This window comes from Pseudovibrio sp. Alg231-02, from assembly GCF_900143565.1.
Classification (GTDB): domain Bacteria; phylum Pseudomonadota; class Alphaproteobacteria; order Rhizobiales; family Stappiaceae; genus Pseudovibrio.
Window position 1 is genome coordinate 128560 of record NZ_FREX01000008.1, and the last position, 17525, is coordinate 146084.

Annotated in this window: 11 protein-coding genes; 8 read left to right on the plus strand and 3 right to left on the minus strand. The window is 50.8% G+C overall.

What is annotated here, in order from left to right:
• Window positions 1-117 precede the first annotated feature (117 nt).
• Window positions 118-2004, minus strand: coding sequence for a SurA N-terminal domain-containing protein (locus DHN43_RS19860; protein ID WP_108819777.1), 1887 nt, complete (start codon window positions 2002-2004; stop codon window positions 118-120).
• Between the two features lie 245 nt (window positions 2005-2249).
• Between DHN43_RS19860 and tpiA the strand changes: the two genes are divergently transcribed.
• The 4 genes from tpiA (at window position 2250) to DHN43_RS19880 (ending at window position 6173) form a co-directional block, all read left to right on the plus strand.
• Window positions 2250-2999: a triose-phosphate isomerase gene (tpiA, locus tag DHN43_RS19865; RefSeq protein WP_063318995.1), complete on the plus strand. Its 750-nt coding sequence runs from the start codon at window positions 2250-2252 to the stop codon at window positions 2997-2999.
• A gap of 122 nt (window positions 3000-3121) precedes the next feature.
• Window positions 3122-3487, plus strand: a complete 366-nt coding sequence (secG, locus tag DHN43_RS19870) for a preprotein translocase subunit SecG (RefSeq protein ID WP_108819778.1) — start codon at window positions 3122-3124, stop codon at window positions 3485-3487.
• Between the two features lie 179 nt (window positions 3488-3666).
• Complete coding sequence (locus DHN43_RS19875; protein WP_057465503.1) at window positions 3667-5295, plus strand: CTP synthase; 1629 nt, start codon at window positions 3667-3669, stop codon at window positions 5293-5295.
• Window positions 5296-5318: 23 nt separating this feature from the next.
• Complete coding sequence (locus DHN43_RS19880; protein WP_208995515.1) at window positions 5319-6173, plus strand: VOC family protein; 855 nt, start codon at window positions 5319-5321, stop codon at window positions 6171-6173.
• A 60-nt stretch (window positions 6174-6233) separates the two neighbouring features.
• Here the strand turns inward: DHN43_RS19880 and DHN43_RS19885 are convergent, their stop codons facing one another.
• The gene (locus DHN43_RS19885) at window positions 6234-10661 is read right to left on the minus strand and encodes a type I secretion protein (protein ID WP_159096946.1); all 4428 of its coding nucleotides are present in this window, start codon (window positions 10659-10661) and stop codon (window positions 6234-6236) included.
• A gap of 305 nt (window positions 10662-10966) precedes the next feature.
• On the opposite strand from DHN43_RS19885, the gene DHN43_RS19890 reads away from it, so the two are divergent.
• A complete protein-coding gene (locus DHN43_RS19890) occupies window positions 10967-12394 on the plus strand; it encodes a TolC family outer membrane protein (protein ID WP_108819779.1) in 1428 nt (475 codons plus the stop codon).
• A gap of 11 nt (window positions 12395-12405) precedes the next feature.
• A complete protein-coding gene (locus DHN43_RS19895) occupies window positions 12406-12804 on the plus strand; it encodes a hypothetical protein (RefSeq protein ID WP_208995516.1) in 399 nt (132 codons plus the stop codon).
• A gap of 9 nt (window positions 12805-12813) precedes the next feature.
• On the opposite strand, the gene DHN43_RS19900 is transcribed toward DHN43_RS19895, so the two are convergent.
• On the minus strand, window positions 12814-15153 hold the full coding sequence (locus DHN43_RS19900) for a type I secretion system permease/ATPase (RefSeq protein ID WP_108819780.1): 2340 nt from the start codon (window positions 15151-15153) through the stop codon (window positions 12814-12816).
• 171 nt (window positions 15154-15324) lie between these two features.
• Here DHN43_RS19900 and DHN43_RS19905 point away from each other — a divergent pair, with 171 nt between their 5' ends.
• Window positions 15325-16668: an HlyD family type I secretion periplasmic adaptor subunit gene (locus DHN43_RS19905; protein ID WP_208995517.1), complete on the plus strand. Its 1344-nt coding sequence runs from the start codon at window positions 15325-15327 to the stop codon at window positions 16666-16668.
• Window positions 16669-16674: 6 nt separating this feature from the next.
• A complete protein-coding gene (locus tag DHN43_RS19910) occupies window positions 16675-17511 on the plus strand; it encodes a transglutaminase-like cysteine peptidase (RefSeq protein ID WP_208995518.1) in 837 nt (278 codons plus the stop codon).
• Window positions 17512-17525: the final 14 nt, after the last annotated feature.

Consider the following 17525-nt stretch of genomic DNA (forward strand, 5'->3'; position numbering starts at 1 on the left):
ATTCCTTAGCATACACAAGGGCTAACTATTAGATAGCTTTCGGAGGGCTGTCTAGGAGATAAACAAAAGCCCGCCACACTTATAAGTGTGGCGGGCTTGTTTTCGACAAGGATTTGTCTACTGACGATCCAGTCCGGTCAGCTGGTTGAAGACTGCCTGATTTACTCGGACACCTTCTGTTTGCTCCAGCTGAGAGATGAACTGGTTGAGCAAGGAGCTTTCCAGCGCACCTGTTAGCTGAGTGTCAATGCGCTGCACGTTTTCAGATTCTGTCATGAAGGCTGGAGACGTCGTGTCGGTGAGGACAAGAAGAATGCGGTCTTCGTTGTTGCCAGGAACCTGAGAGGCGGTGCCTTTTGGTCCGGAAAATGCTGCAGTTACAGCAGAGCCGGAAAGCTCCGCGATGCCGCCGTTGCGGGTGAACGGAGCGGATGTAGCTGTTGTCAGACCTTCGGCCGTTGCGACTTCGGAAAGAGGCTTTCCTGCTTCGACTTCTGCGATCAAGGCTTGAGCTTTTTCTTCCAGTAGCTCTGCCGTGCGGTTGGCAGTCCAGTCAGCAGTCACGGCTTCTTTCACTTCAGAGAGTTCTCTGTCGCGGGAAGGGGTGACATTTTTCACTTCGTACCACAGGTGACCTGTACGGCCGATTTCCAGTGGATCATTTTCAACGCCAACATCGGTAGAAAAGACTGCTGTGGTCAGTGCGCTTGCTTGTGGAAGATCAACAGTTTCGCCCGCTTCGTTTTTGCCGGAAGCGTCAAATGAAGGTGTGTTGATCAGAGCCAGATCAAAGCGCTCAGCGATTTCTTCAAAGGTGCTGCCGCCTGCGCGTGCGTCTTCGACTTCGTTGAAGAGGTCTTCTACTTCATCGGCTGCGTTTGCCTGAGCAACGACACCGCGTAGTTCATCTTTAACGTCTTCCAGAGGCTGTACTGCAGCTGCCTTGACCTCTTTGGCAAAGAGGACCGCGTTGGTGAACTGGCCTTCAACCACGTTGCTTGCCTGACCTTCTTTGAGAGCAAAAGCTGCATCTGCAATTTTTTGGTCAAGGAAGCCGGATTTGTTCATGAGGCCGAGATCGACGTCTTTTTCGGTCAGATCGCGTTCATTCATGAGGTCTTCAAAAGTCTTGCCGGACTCCATCTCAACAACAGCGGCTTCTGCTTCCTGTTTGGTTGGGAAGGAAATCTGGAAGATACGGCGCTGTTCCTGAGACTGATAGCGGTTTTTGGTACGCTCATATTCCTGAGCGAGTTCCGCTTCAGTCACATTTTCCGGCTTTGCAATCTTGTCTGCTGTCAGCTCTATCAAAGTGGCACTGCGGTATTCAGGTGCTTTGTAGTTGCCTTTGTTCTCTTCAAAGAACGTAGCGAGTTCTTCGTCAGTCGGAGCTGGAACATTTGTCAGAGAGCTTTGTGGCAGCACGAGGTACTCAACAGTGCGCTCTTCCATTGCGTATTTGTCGAAGGCTTCGAGTATTGCTTTAGGCACAACGATGCCGCCGATAACAGCTTCTGCAAGCTGCTGACGCTCTGCGACGAGCTGTTGCTGCATCACGAATTCGTCTTCGCTTATGCCCAAGTTATAAAGTACCTGGCTCAGGCGATTACGATCGTAGCCATTTACACCCTGAAATGCTGGGGTTTCCTGAATTGTTTTGACAATAGCTTCATCAGATACACCGATGCGCAGCTGTGATGCTTCATAATCAAGCGCAGCTTCGGCGATGAGGCGGCCCAGAACCTGAGCTGGTACGCCAAATGCAGCGGCCTGTTCCTGAGTGACAGGCTGGCCGACGCGGCGTGACAGCTGGTCGAGCTCGCGTGAATAAGCTCGTTGGAAATCCTGAGCCGAAATTTCTTTGTCGCCAACTGAGGCAACAGATGTGGAGCCGATTCCAGTAAAGACGTCAGCGATCCCCCAAACTGCAAAGCTGAGGACCAGAAGGCCGATCAGGATCTTTGCAAACCAGGAACCTACGCTATTACGCAGCGCGTCGAGCATAATTTTATCCGTTCTCTTGTTGAAGGCGAGGGACAGTCTCCCCGCGCACACATGCAAGGCCGCCGGATAATAGTGTTCCTTTCGCCCTGGGGCAAGTTTACACGCCATAAAGGCTGTGAGATTCGGCAGGAGATACGAAGTTCATCGTACTAGCGGTAATCCGCTATGGGACTTAAGTGTTTTTTCTGCTAGTGAGCACACATTCCATTTGGGAATTTGGAATTCATATTTGGGGAACGGATCAAATGACTAATCGGCCACTTGTTGCTGGTAACTGGAAAATGAATGGCACCAAGGCTTCAGCTGCAGAGCTGGAAGCTATGGGCGCGGGATACGACTCAGCACTTGCCGAAAATGTAGAGCTTCTGATTTGTCCACCTGCATTGCTGGTTGCGCAGTTGGCTTCCCAAGACAAAATTGCGATTGGCGCACAAAACTGCCACGCAAATGAGAGCGGTGCGCATACTGGCGATATTTCTGCGGAAATGATCCGTGATGCTGGCGGCAAGTTTGTGATTGTTGGTCACTCCGAGCGACGCGAAGATCACGGCGAATCTGATGCGGATGTTTGTGAGAAGGCTGAAGCTGCTTACCGCGCTGACCTTATTGCTATTGTTTGTGTTGGTGAAGTTGAGAGCGAGCGCCGCGCAGGCACAACACTTGACGTGGTTACCAAACAGGTTCTGGGTTCAGTGCCAGCAGGCGCAACTGCCGAAAACACTGTAATTGCTTATGAGCCAGTTTGGGCGATTGGCACTGGATTGACGCCAACTCCAGCAGACGTTGCTGAGGTTCACGCTTCTATTCGAGCGACTCTCATCAAGCAGTTTGGTGGTGATGTTGGCGGTAAAATGCGCATCCTTTATGGTGGCTCTGTTAAGCCTACCAATGCAAAAGAGCTGCTTGCGGTTGAAAACGTTGACGGTGCTCTGGTTGGCGGCGCAAGCCTGAAAGCTACGGATTTCCTTGGAATTGCCGAAGCTTATCGCGGCTAATAATAGCCGGTTTTTTATAATATTCTTAGCAGTCCACCAATTTGCTGCGCCTTTAGGGTAGAAAGGCGCAGCAAATTCGGTTAGAAGGCCGACTAACGAATTCATTAAACCTACGGATACCTATGGAAACCGTTCTGATTGTTATCCACCTGATGGTCGTCGTGGCGCTGGTAGCACTGGTTCTACTACAGCGCTCTGAAGGCGGCGCATTGGGTATTGGCGGCGGTGGCGGCGGTGGTGTGATGAGCAGCCGCGGCACAGCTAATGTGCTGACTCGCGGTACTGCGATTCTTGCTGTCTGCTTCTTTGCTACTTCACTCGCTCTTTCTCTGTTGGCTCGTTATGACGAGCGTCCAGGCTCTTTGCTTGATCAGGTTCCTGCCGGTTCAGCAACACAGGGTACAGAAGGGGGCGCTGGCAATGGTCTTCTTGACCAGCTTCAGCAGCAAAGTCAGCCAGCTGGCCCGCAGGTTCCACCTGCTCAGTAATCTGCTGTAAAGCAGAAACAGTTGAAATATACGTCTGACGGCACCGCACGCTTGTGCAGTGTCCGTCATTCGTGCGTTCAGACATAACTCAATTATCCAGGGTATTGGATTATCAGGCACCCACCAAGGCGTGCTTCCCTATTTGATAAATTCCACCCTTTCAAACGTGGTAGCGATCCATGGCACGGTACATATTCATCACCGGTGGTGTTGTTTCTTCTCTTGGGAAGGGACTTGCCTCCGCAGCTCTTGGTGCGGCTTTACAGGCGCGCGGATATAAGGTTCGGCTCCGTAAACTCGATCCTTATTTGAACGTTGATCCGGGTACCATGAGCCCTTACCAGCATGGTGAGTGTTATGTGACCGATGATGGCGCAGAGACCGATCTGGATCTTGGCCACTACGAGCGTTTCACGGGTCGTCCGGCAAATAAGCAGGACAACATTACCACTGGTCGCATTTATCAGGACATTATTGCGAAGGAACGCCGCGGTGATTACCTTGGCGGTACCGTGCAGGTGATTCCTCATGTGACTGACGCGATCAAGAACTTCGTTCTCGATGGCAACGAAGGCTACGACTTCGTGCTTTGTGAGATTGGTGGCACCGTTGGTGACATCGAAGGTCTGCCGTTCTTTGAAGCTATTCGCCAGCTGGGCAATGACTTGCCACGCGGACAAGCCGTTTACATCCACCTGACACTGCTGCCTTACATCGCAAGTGCTGGTGAAATGAAGACCAAGCCGACACAGCACTCTGTTAAAGAGCTGCGTTCTATCGGTATTCAGCCAGACATTCTTATGGTGCGATGTGACCGTCAGATCCCTGAGAATGAGCGCCGTAAGCTTTCTCAGTTCTGTAACGTGCGCGAAGAAGCTGTTATTCCGGCATATGATGCGAAGAGCATTTATGAAGTGCCGCTGGCCTATCACAAGGAAGGTCTTGATGAGCAGGTTCTGGATGCATTTGGCATCACAGGTGCTCCGGCTCCAGATCTTTCCCGTTGGGAGAGCATCGTAAACTCTCTGTTCAATCCAGAGGGTGAAGTCACCATTGCTATTGTTGGCAAGTACACCGTTCTCAAAGACGCATATAAGTCCTTGATTGAAGCGCTTGTGCATGGTGGAATTTCGAATGGTGTGAAGGTCAATCTTGAGTGGATTGAATCTGAAACATTTGAAAAAGAAGACCCAAGCGAGTTCCTTGCCAATGTGAATGGTATTCTCGTTCCTGGTGGTTTTGGTGAGCGCGGTTCTGAAGGCAAGATTGCTGCTGCACATTATGCGCGCGTGAACAACATTCCTTACTTCGGTATCTGTTTTGGTATGCAGATGGCTGTTGTTGAAGCTGCGCGTAACCTTGCGGGTATTGCTGATGCGAGCTCCACCGAGTTTGGCCCAGCCAAAGAGCCAGTTGTTGGCCTGATGACTGAGTGGACACGCGGTAACGAGAAAGAACAGCGTCAGGCAGAAGGTGATCTGGGCGGTACCATGCGTCTTGGTGCGTATGATGCAGTTCTGAAAGCTGACAGTAAGATTGCTGCGATCTACGATTCCACTGAGATCTCCGAGCGTCACCGTCATCGTTATGAAGTGAACATCGGGTACCGTGATAAGCTTGAAGAGGCTGGTCTGATTTTTGCCGGCACCTCTCCAGATGGTGTTTTGCCTGAAACGGTAGAAATTGATAACCATCCTTGGTTCATTGGTGTTCAGTATCACCCAGAGCTGAAATCACGCCCGTTTGAGCCGCATCCGCTGTTCTCCTCCTTTGTAGGTGCTGCGCGCGATAATAGCCGTCTGGTTTAATCTGCTGTTTTGGGGGAAACACTTTGACCAAGGGAATCGACCACATTGTACTTGCTGTAAACTCTTTGCAGGATGCAGCAGGGCTTTGGGAACAGCTCGGATTTAAGGTGACGCCAATTGCGCGTCATCCTTGGGGCACGGAAAATCGCCTCGTTCAGCTGAACGGCAGTTTTCTTGAGGTTTTGGTGATTGGCGAAGGTGCTGAGCTGTCAGAACCAAGTGAAGGTGTTTTCTCCTTTGGCGCGTTCAATCGCGACTTCCTGCTGAAGGGAGAAGGTGCTTCCATGTTCGTCATGGACAGCACGAGTGCGGCGGACGACCGTAAAGCATACGCTGCTGCTGGTCTTCCTGAGTACGCGCCATTTTCCTTCGAGCGGATTGCTGTTTCTCCAGAAGGTGAAGAGCGTCAGGTTGCCTTTGATCTGACGTTCACGACAGATCCACTCAGTGCGGAACTTGGCTTTTTTACCTGCCATAACAAATTTCCGGAAAACTTCTGGAAGGCAGAGTATCAATCCCATCCGAACACTGTACGCGATCTGAGTGAAGTCATTTTTGTTGCAAATGACCCTGCAGACCATCATGAATTCCTGAAGGCGTTTATTGGTGAGCGCACTGCACGGCTCTCCAGTCTTGGTGTTGAGATTGAAACGTCTCGCGGGGTGGTCAAAGTTCTTTCCCCAAGCGCTTATGAGAGCCTTTATGGGGTTCAAGCTCCAGCTAACAGGGCAGGCCTTAAACTGGCGGCCCTAGGCTTTTCTGCTGCGAATCTGGAGAGCTTTGGGGAATATGCTGAAGCACTTGGTGGACGCAAATCCGGTGATTTCTGGGTGATTGAGCCAGAACGAATGGCCGGTGTTGCCGTGATCTGCAGCTGAACCTATTTAAACCCCGAGGCTATCGCTTTCGAGGTTTTTCTTTGTACTGAGCCTAGTGAGTTATGCAGTGACAACGAGTGGTGCCTGATTTTCATCCACGATCAGCTCCAGTTGAGCTGGTGGAGATGAAAACTCCATTACCTGCACCATGTTGTGGTTTGTTCCAGCTCCATCCTGATCAAAACTCAGAACGCCTCCTGATAGCTGGAAGTAGTCTCCCACATTTTGCTGCGTGACTTGTTCTGATCCGATCAATTCTGTCACATCCAGCCGATCAGCATCATCTCCAGATGAATCATAGTCAGTGATGAGATCTGCAATTGTGAGATTGGAGAGATCCAGCACGAATGTATCGCTGTCTGCTCCACCTTCAAGTGTGTCCCTGCCACCCATTCCCGCAATCTTGTCTCGCCCTTCCATGCCGGAGATATGATCGTCACCATCAAGCCCTTTGATGAGCTCGCTGGTTTGAGTTCCCGTTAGCACATCATTCCCGGATGTGCCGAGTATGGGTGGTGCTGCCTGCTTGATGGAAATGAGATGGCTATCCGTATCTGTATCGCCATCCCCATCTTCAACTGAAATGAAAAACTGCAATGTTTGGTTTTGGGGGAAGTCCAGCCCTGTGTTGGCTGTAAACTCCCATGTGCCGTCTGAATGGATGGTGAGTTCACCTTGCTGAGTAAACAGTGTGGTTTGTGTGTTTGGGGCCAGATTGACGATGTGTTGGTCGTTTACGTCTGTGTAGACGGTCACTTGAGCGTATCCATCAGCGCCAGAGCTGAGGGAGAATGTATCGCTGATTGTCTCTCCCTCGGTGACGACGTTCTGTGTGTCTGAGATGTCGATGTCTGGATTGTCATCTTTGATTGAGATGTTGGTGATGCCTAGAGCCGTGCTGCCATCTGTATCCGTTGCGACAATGGGAACACCCAATATTGTGAAATCGCTGGTTCCGTTGGTCACATGCGGAAAATCTGCAAGCAGTGTGGCAGTTACTTGAACTGAACCCGTGGATCCAGCTGCAATGGATGAGCCTGTCAGGGCCAACTGAATAATGTTTTGACCATTGATTGAGCCTGTGAGTGTCTGTTTATCAGCTGAAAGGGCCCAGTTGATGGAATTGACGACTGCGCCACTGTCGTCACGGACCTCAATATTGGATGTGTCTCCAATCGTGAAGCTGACAATATTGTCAGAGCCAGCTGTGAAACTCAGGGTATCGCTTTGTGTTTCTGCCGTGCTTGCTGGGTTTGAGCCAATCACATCGCCCGTCGGCTCATTGTTGCCGATCTGATCTCCCAAAGCGCTCTCATCAAGACTTAATGCGATAATGTCGCCACCGAAGGGATTTGTGCCGTCGGTGATTGTGATGGTCTGTGTGTCAGTTGTTGTGTCTCCATCAGCATCCGTTGCGGTGATGGTGAAGGTTTGTGCTTGTGGATCATCGTTGTCCAGATTGGTCGCAGCTTCAAAGGAGTAGGTGCCATCCGGATTGACGGTGAGCGTACCTTTGGGCAGCATGAACATGGCAGATGTGTTGCCGGAAAGAGAAATAGTCTGGTCTACTTCTCCGGGTACTGAGACGGTGATGTGTGTGACGCCATCGGCACCTGGATTGAGCGACCACGCGCTATTGAGCGTGTTGCCCTCTGCGATCGAGCCTGGCGTGTCTGCGATGTCCAGTTGTGGCGTGTCGTCAATGATGTTGACCTGAATGTCGGCGGTGACTGTGTCTCCGTCATGATCTGAAGCGTTTATGGTGATGCCGTTGATCTTGATGGGATTTCCGCTGGCATCATGGGGAAAGGCATCTGTCAGTGTGGCTGTGACCTGTACGGAGGCTTGCTGACCTGCTGGGATAGCTGAAGCATCCAGTGCCAGAATGATTGCAGGCGTGCCGTTGATTGAGCCGATAAGTTGACCATTTGAGACTGCCCAGCTGACGTTAAGAGCTGCATCCCCATTAGTGATGGTGATGCCTGAAGGATCACCAAATGCGAATGTGGTGAGGTTGTCTGATCCTGCCGTGAAGGTGAGGATACTGGAGATGTCTGTCTCAGTTATGCTGGTTGGATCTGAGCCTGTAATGTTGCCTGTTGCCAGATCATTTTGATCCTGCGTTGTATCAAGAGCTGCTTCGTTGACCACGAGGATCAGATCCACCGCTTCACCGGGCAGATTGTCTGGCGGTGTCGGTGAGGCTCCGTCGGTAATCGTGATGGTCTGTGTGTCAGTTGTTGTATCACCATCAGTATCCGTTGCGGTGATGGTGAAGGATTGCTGCTGCGGATCATCGTTATCTAGATTGGTAGCAGCCTCAAAGGAGTAGGTGCCATCTGGATTGACGGTGAGCGTCCCTTTGGGCAGCGTGAAGGTGGCAGGTGTGTTACCGGAAAGTGAGATGGTCTGGTCGGCTTCTCCGTGCACTGAGACAGTGATCTGTGTGACGCCATCGGCACCGGGGCTAAGCGACCACGTGCCGTTGAGTGTGTTGCCTTCTGCGACTGAGGCTGGCGTGTCTGCTATGTCCAGTTGTGGCGTGTCGTCAATGATGTTGACCTGAATGTCGGCTGTGACTGTGTCTCCGTCATGATCTGAGGCGTTTATGGTGATGCCGTTGATCTTGATGGGATTTCCGCTTGCATCATGGGGAAAGGCATCCGTCAGTGTGGCTGTGATCTGTACGGAGCCTTGCTGCCCTGCTGGGATGGCTGAAGCATCCAGTGCCAGAATGATTGCAGGCGTGCCGTTGATCGAGCCAATAAGTTGACCATTTGAGACTGCCCAGCTGACGTTAAGAGCTGCATCTCCATTGGTGATTATAATGCCTGAGGGATCACCAAATGCGAATGTGGTGAGGTTGTCTGATCCTGCCGTGAAGGTGAGGATACTGGAGATGTCTGTCTCAGTTGTGCTGGTTGGATCAGAGCCTGTGGTGCTGCCAACAGCCAGATCATTTTGATCCTGCGTTGTATCAATGGTTGCTTCGTTGACCGTGAGGATCAGGTCCACCGCTTCACCGGGCAAATTGTCTGGTGGAGTTGGGTTTGTGCCGTCGGTGATTGTGATGGTCTGTGTGTCAGTTGTTGTATCTCCGTCAGTATCTGTTGCGGTGATGGTGAAGGTTTGCAGCTGCGGATCATCGTTGTCGAGATTGGTCGTAGCTTCAAAGGAGTAGGTACCATCCGGATTGACGGTGAGCGTACCTTTGGGCAGCGTGAATATGGCAGATGTGTTGCCGGAAAGAGAAATAGTCTGGTCGACTTCTCCAGGGACTGAGACAGTGATCTGTGTGACGCCATCAGCGCCCGGGTTGAGTGACCACGTGCCGTTTAAAGTGTTGCCCTCTGCGACTGAGGCTGGTGTGTCTGTGATATCAATCAAAGGTGCATCATCGATGATGTTGATGGTGATGTCACCAGTTGCCTGATTGCCTTCTTCATTGGTCACGCGGACTTTCAGGAGATCCTGCGGCGTGTTGTTGCTGTGATCACCTGATGTGTTGAGTGTGTAGGCCCAGCTGTAGGTTCCATCTGGATTAATTGTGATTGTGTAGGTGCCGTGGGGCGTGGTGATCTGACCGCCGCTGGTGACATCTATCCAGATATTTTGTGAGGGATCGCAAACCTCGAGTGTCTGGAGCGGGGAAGAGCCACTCTGGATATTCATCGGTCCGGCTGTTTGCGTGATGGTCTGTCCAGCTTCGGTGCCAGACGCGAGGCCGGATTCGTATACATCATCAGTGTTGCCTGCGAAAAAAGCAGGTGTAACTCGCGGATCGGATAGGTCTGGCGTGGATGTGGTTTGTTGGTCAGGTTCGAATGCGCCATCTCCTAAATCACGTTCTAAAACCTCTTTATCGCGCTCTGAGGGCAACAGGAGCGGTGTGATTGGAAAAGCCGGCTGGACGACGATTGAGATTGGTTCGAAATCATTTCCGCTGCCAATGAGCTCATCGTTGGCAGGTAACGGAGACTGAGGCTCATTGTTGCCGCTTGAGGGTTCAGAGGCGCTTAATGCACCTGATGAGGTCTCTGGACCTGCACTTGGTTCTGCGTTTCGCGCAGCTGCAAATGCTGTTTGAATTTCCTGCGCGGTGAGGAGTTGATTTTCAATCTCTATAGAAGGTGGATTGTTGCTGTGACCTTCAATGATCAGACGTGTGCCATCTGACAAGGTGATTTCGGTGGTGCCATTGGCGGTCTGGATGTCTGCAAGCTCCAGGCCTGATGGCAGCAGCAGAATTTCTCTGACAGGATCCCATTCTATCTCATTAAGAAGCAGGCTCATGCCACGTGGTTGGTCATCTAACGGCGTTTCTGACGTTGTTTCAATGTTATCAGGAAGTTCGATGATAAGCTGGCTGATGTTTGGTGCTGTTGAACCGGCCTCTTGTTGAGACCTATTCTCCAACTCTGGCACCTGTTCAGGTGATGTTTGATTGGTTGGAAGCGCTTGAGGTTCACCGGTTCTGGTATTCGGCATGCAAGGCTCCCTTTGCAAACTGGAACAGGACGTTAGCGCGCCTTTTCTGAGTGAGAAGACAACGTCTCGCTGAAATTGTGCTGCCGAATTCTAAATCAAATGGAGTTCAAATTTATATATACATTATACAATACGCATAACTGACAATATTAGAGGCCGCGTCTGTTGAGTTGATGTTGCTATTACTTTTTGAGTTATTGATATTTATTACACTTAATTGCGTGAGGAATGACATTATATTAAAATAAAGTAAATTAAAGCTTCAGTTGCCCGGTTGTCTCAAGTATTGCGTAGAGGGCGTGTGTATGAAGTTGTTTGCGCCACTTATTCTTGGCGTTGCTGCCGTTGGCTTGTTGAGCGGAGCAGGCCACGCGATGTCTCTCAGAGATGCAGTTAACCTTACTGTCTATAGCAATCCTGAAATTGGAGAAGCGGTTTTTGACCGCAATGCGATTGGCTTTGAGCTGAAACAAGCTAAAGGCGAATGGTTGCCGCGTCTTGATCTTGAGTTTCGCGGGGGGGCGGAATGGGCTGATCGCAGTTTTACCCGTCAGCGGGATCAGTTCTTTTATGGCCCTTATGAAGTGAGAGCGACAGGTCGGCAAAAGCTTTTTGATGGATTTGCGACGACCTATGAGATTGAGCGTCAGAGAGCTCGTCTGGATGCCACGTCTTTCAGAGTTTGGGAGCGGTCTGAGTTCATCGGTCTGAGTGCGGTGCGTGCCTATGTGGAAGTTTCCCGTCTTTTTGAAGTGAAACAGTCTGCTCAACGCAATATTGCTTATCACTCCAAAGTGGCCTCGGATATGCGGGCAGGTTTGTCTCGCGGGGTTGTCTCCGTTGCAGACGTTCAACAGGCAAGTGAACGGGTGTTTGCTGCACGGCTTGCATTACAGGAGGTTGTTGAAGAGCTTGAACTTGCTGAAGCCACGTTTATTGAGGTTGTGGGCAAGCCAGTAGGACGCTTGGGGGGCGTCCCCAGTTTTTCACGACGCATTCCTGGTACGCTTCCTGATGTGTTGAATGTAGCACGGCGGAACAATCCACTGATTGCGTTGCGCAAAGCCGATGTAGATGCGGCGAATGCGCAGATTAAGATAGCAGAGGCAGATTATTATCCAAGATTGGATCTGGAGCTTTCCTCGCGTGTTGGTGAAAACCTGAACGGATTTCCCGGCGTCAACAATCAGGCAACAGCGCTGGTTGTCATGCGTTGGAACCTCTTTAATGGCAACATCACGAAGAACAGGCGTGCTGAGCAGGTTGAGCGGGCAGGTGAGGCACGGATGAGAACGGCGCGGGCTTTTCGTGAAGTTGAGCGGGAAACACGTGCTTCCTGGATCCGGCGTGTTGAGCTTTCCAAGCAACTTGCAATTATCAAAAAACAGCTTTCAGCATCACAACAACTTCTCATTTCATATGAAGGCCAGTTCACTGTTGGACAGCGAACTCTGCTGGATGTTTTGGATACACAAAACACAGTCTTTTTTACTGAAGTCTCCGAGATTTCTGCCCGCTATGCGCAAACCTTTGCCAACTACCGATTGCTGGCAGCAATGGGCGGATTGCTGGAATCGTTTGATGTTCAACCTCCTGCCCAAGCTGAAGCGGGCTATCGCAAAGTACGGGATGATGAGGAAACAGAGGGCTGGCTGCCGGGCAAAGTGTTGCCAGGCGTTTCAGCTCAGTGGGCGCGTGGGACACCTGTTGCCATGCCTAAACCGAAACAATGAGGGAGAAGGCTTTGGGCAGACTTAAATTTGCAACGGGCATGAGCGGTCCTACACTCCTCATCTGGGGGGCTGCCATGTCTCTTTCGGTTTGGGCTGGGGATGCTGTCAGCGCGGACCTTGCCGTTGCGACCTCTGATTATTATCGCGGTGGTGTGTGCTACAACTTCAATCTGCGACACCCTGAGGAGCTGCACAGCGAAATTTCTGTTCGGGTACGTGATTATTTTGAGGAGGCAAATACCGTTGTTGTCTCTGCGCAGCACAGTACAATCGTGCAGTTGCGATTTGATTGGGCGTTGGAAACAAGAGACTGGTGTGGAATTGCCATTGGCTACATGAAAGATGCGGTTTGGGATGATGAAGCCGTCAATCGCTGTCTTTGTTTTCGCGAATACATGAGAGAGTACTAAGTCCTCAGGTCATCCATTTCCTTTTGAAAGGATATGGATGACTTTTTCCTTTGGGCCATCAGCGAGAATACGGCCCTTATCCAGAATAATCAGCCTATCGACCAGAGAAAGTGGTGCTGTGCGGTGTGTGGAAATGATCAGCGTTTGCTGCGGGGTGACAGAGGATGAGAGGGCATTGATGAACTGCTGTTCGGTCTGGCCATCCATCATGCCTGTTGGTTCATCCAGATACAGTAGTTTTGGGGTGCCCATGAATGCTCTGGCCAGGATAAGCTTTTGTCTTTGCCCGGATGATAGATCACGGCCACCTTCCTCAATCAATCTGGCAAATCCGTGCGGATGAGCATCGATAAACTCCAATGCTCCGGAAAGCTCACTTGCTTTGACCAGCTCTGCATCTGAGGCTTCAGGGCGACCTAATTTGATGTTGTCTCTGATGGATCCAGAGAAAAGGCTAGCATCCTGCCCGATGTAACATATGGATCTTCGCAGTTCCGTGGGTGCAAATTGCTGATGATCCAAACTGTCGATGGCGTAACTTCCTGACTCTGGAGAATAAAGACCGCTCAATATTCGGCCCAGAGTGGATTTACCAGAACCGACAGGACCGAGTATGGCGATGCGCTCTCCTGCGGAAATGGATAGGTTCAGGTTTTTCAATGTTGGCTCTGCAGCCTGCGGATAGGTGAAGCTCATATTCTTTAGCGAAACCTGAGCGTGATCAATGGTTTTGCTCAGGTGCCTGGAGGCCCACGGTGTTTCTCGTGGTAACTGATTGATGGCGCCCAGTCTTTTGTAAGCGGCTTTGACCTGTTGGAACCGTGCGAGAAAGCTGGAAAGTGTTGCTAGTGGGGCAACAGCTCGTCCCCCAAGGATCACACAGGCGACAATGCCGCCCATGGAGATAAGCTTTTCTGAGAACAGATATGCGCCTGTGACCAGAAGTGCGACTGTGGTGAGTTGCTGCAAAAAGCCCGTTAGGTTTAAAGCCCATGTAGAAAGCGATCTGACTTTGTTTTGTGCTGAGGCTGCTGCGGCTGTGGCACTCTCCCATTTGCCAAGAAGCTGTCCTTCTGCGCGTTGGAGTTTGATTGTCTCCAAGCCGTAGAGACTTTCTACCAGCAGTGCATTTCGCAGCGTAGCATCAGCAACTGTTGCTTCCACGGCTCGTTTGAGAGGGAACTGCATCAGCAGTCCAATTGTGACCACGCTCATGATTGCTGCAAGAAGCGGATAAACCATGGGACCGCCGATATACCAGATCAGGCCTAGGAACATGCCGAGGAAGGCAAGGTCTGTGATGGCAGCGATTGTTGCTGATGTCATGAACTCGCGAATGGTTTCGAACTCACGCATTTCGTTGAGGAAGCCTGCAGTGCTTGCAGGGCGATGCGCCATTTTCAAGTGCATTGCCTGATCAAACAGTTTGGAGGAAATTATCAGATCAGCTCGTTTGCCTGCAAAATAGATTAAGGAAGCACGCAGTGACTTCAACAGAAGGTCAAATAGTAACGCGCCCGCTACGCCAAGAGTGAGAACCCAAAGTGTAGGGAAGGCCGAGTTGGGTAAGACACGGTCATATACGTTCATGGTGAAGAGTGGTGAAGCCAGCGCTAGCAAGTTGATGAAGGCTGCAGCAAGCGCAACGAAAGCGTAGTCTCGTGCAACGGCTCTAATGCCACTGAAAAACCAATGGGAATTGTCTTCCTTAGCTGTTTGCTCCTGTGAACCTTCTGGTTTGTAGAAGGGCTTTGCAACAATGATTTCTCCGCTGCAGAGTGCCTGAAGCTCATCCACCTTAGCCAGAACGGCGCCGCCATCTGCATGCGGGAGGGCGACTGCATAGGATTTTTCATCGTACTTTTCCAGAATGACCAATGCACCACCGGACTTGAGGAGTAAAACTGCAGGAAACAAAAGTGAGGAGAGATCTGTGACTTTCTGATGGAAAGCCTTGGTCGAAAAGCCAGCGCGTTTGAGAGCTTTTTGTAGCAAGTCAGCAGTGAGTTTGCCCTTCTCCAGGGGAAGACCTGCGATGAGGTTTTCTGAATTTGCTGGCATGTTGTGTTGAACCAGCAGAATTTCGAGACATCCCCGCAGTGGATCAATCTCGATTAAATCTGACAGTTGAGCGTTTGATGTAGTGTCCTCTGCAGGTTTTGTGCTTTCAGGTTCCCGTTTTGCTTCTTGATTTTCATCTGGCGTAACAGTCGAAACTGAGGCTTCGATGACTGGGTCACTCTCTTCATGCGTGGAAGATATTTTAGTCGTCGTTGTGTCTTCTTCGTTTACGGAAGGTGGCGTCTTTTCTTTTCTTGTTTTCGGCTTGGCCGTTTTTGTCAGTTCCAACCTGCAATTCTCCGCAATAGATCCCCGTAGTATTCAGAAAAACCAAGGAGAGTTACCTTTGGTAAGGATAACTTGATTCCGGCTGGTCGCGTGCCTCTGGAACTTGTTGGGGAGTTTCTAGGGGGATTATCTTTGCGCCTATTGCATCTGATGGAACGGGTCACAAATTGGATGAGGCTTGGATCTGAAACCACACGGCTTCCGCGTGGTGCTGCGCAGGTGTCAATTGGTTTGGAAAATGCCGTTTTTGCACGCACACGCTTATTAGTCCTGATGATCGGATTGCTTTTGATTTCGTTTGTCCTTTGGGCCGGTTGGGCGCAGCTGGAAGAAGTTACCCGTGGAGATGGACGTATCATTCCATCTGCGAAGATACAGGTTATTCAAAGCCTTGAAGGTGGGATTGTTAAAGAAGTGCTTGTGAAAACGGGTGACCTCGTCAGTAAGGGAGATGTCCTGATCCGCTTGGATGATACGGGTTTTTCTTCCAACCTGGGTGAACTGGTGGCAAAACAACTGGCACTGGAGATCGCTCGTGAACGGTTGGACTTTCAGTCCGTCTGGCCGGAGCGTGGAGAGGAGCTAGCTTATAGCGACCACTATCACGAGAATGCTCAGCAGATTGTTGCTTCGGAGCTGTCTCTTTTTCAGGCCAATCTGGAAGGATTGAAGGGCCAAGTTGCAATCAATCGTTCGCGCGTTGCACAGCGTATGGCGGAACTTGAAGCCTCTGAGAACCAGCGACGGAAGGTTCTTGATTTATTGCGTCTTGCAAATGAAGAAAAAGAGTTGAAAGCGCCGCTTGCTGAAAAGCAGATCATTCCGCGTACAGATATGCTCAAACTTCAGCGTGAGATTGGTGATCTGGAGGGGCAGGTCAACACGCTTCAGGTTACAGCAGGGCGTTTGCAGGCAGCTGTTGAGGAGGCTGAACAGGAAATTGAAGGTGTTTACACCAAGTTCCGGCAGGCAGCCCGCGCAGAGCTGAGCGAGGTGCAGGCTCAGTTGGATATTATTGCAGAAGCTTCCAAAGGGGCTGGTGATAAAGTCGATCGCGCAGATATTCGCGCCCCCATGGATGGCATCGTCAACACGATTGATGTGAGCACAATTGGCGGCGTGGCTTCACCTTCTCAGCAGCTTATGACCATCGTGCCCGTTGAAGATGTTTTGCTTGTTGAGGCAAAGGTGAAACCTCAGGATATCGCCTTTATTCACCAAGGACAGCAGGCGCTTGTTAAGCTCAGTGCTTATGATTTTTCCATTTATGGCGGACTGGATGGGCAAGTTGAGGGAATTTCTGCAGACACTGTTTACGACGAAAATACTCGTGAACAGTTTTACTCCGTAATTATCAAAACGAAACAAACGGAGTTAGAAAGTCGCAACAAGAGTCTTCCCATCCTTCCGGGGATGGTCGCCTCCGTCGATATACTCACTGGAGAAAAGAGTGTGCTTTCTTACATTCTTAAGCCAGTTAATCGTGCACGTGAGGAGGCGCTAAGAGAACGGTAATGCGTTATGGCTCTTCCGGAATACCGGGGCAAGCACCGTAGAAAACGTGGTTTGTTACGACGAAGCTTTGTAGGGATGGTGGTCAAAGCCGCTTTTCTGACTGGCATTGTGGCCAGCATGTCCACTGCGCAAGCTCATAATCTGCGGTTTAGATATCAGAGCAAAGTGCGCCGCCGCCGTCTGTTTTCCCTAATGAGGTTTACGGGGCCAAACGCTATAAAGAAGAGGGAAAGCTATGGGTTGTTTGGTTCGGTTGAAATTAGTGGTGGCAACAGCCAAGCTTTCAGGAAATGGCAGGCCGTACTGCCTGAATGCGACCAACAACTGGCCTCCTTGAAAGAGTGCTTTGCCGGAAATCTGCGGTGTGCAGGCTCCGTTGATTATTGGTCACGCATTGTCCGGGGTGTCGGGAACAATAAATCACTGCGGCAGCTTTCGCTGCTCAACTCTTACATCAATGAAAGTGCCGGATACGATCCTCAGGCGGTTGCCGCTGGGCAGGCGGACGTCTGGCGCGCGCCTTTGCAGTTTCTGGGCTTGCGAGGTGATTGTGAGGACTACGCGATTGCCAAGTATTTCAGTTTGTTAGCGCTGGGCTATGAAGAAACGGATCTGCGAGTTGTTGTGGTGAAGGATAGCAGAAGACAAGTCATACATGCAGTGACCACGGTTCAGTTTCAAGGCGCGTGTTATGTGCTGGATAGTTTAAGGCCAGTTGCGACCAAGGAGATCGACCTGCTTCATTATCAACCATTGGTGTCGATGCAACGGGATCTGCACTTCACACACTTCAGGACGGCAGAGATGCGGCAACGGTTTTGGGCTCAGCACAGGAATGGATAACCGTGCTGAGCGAG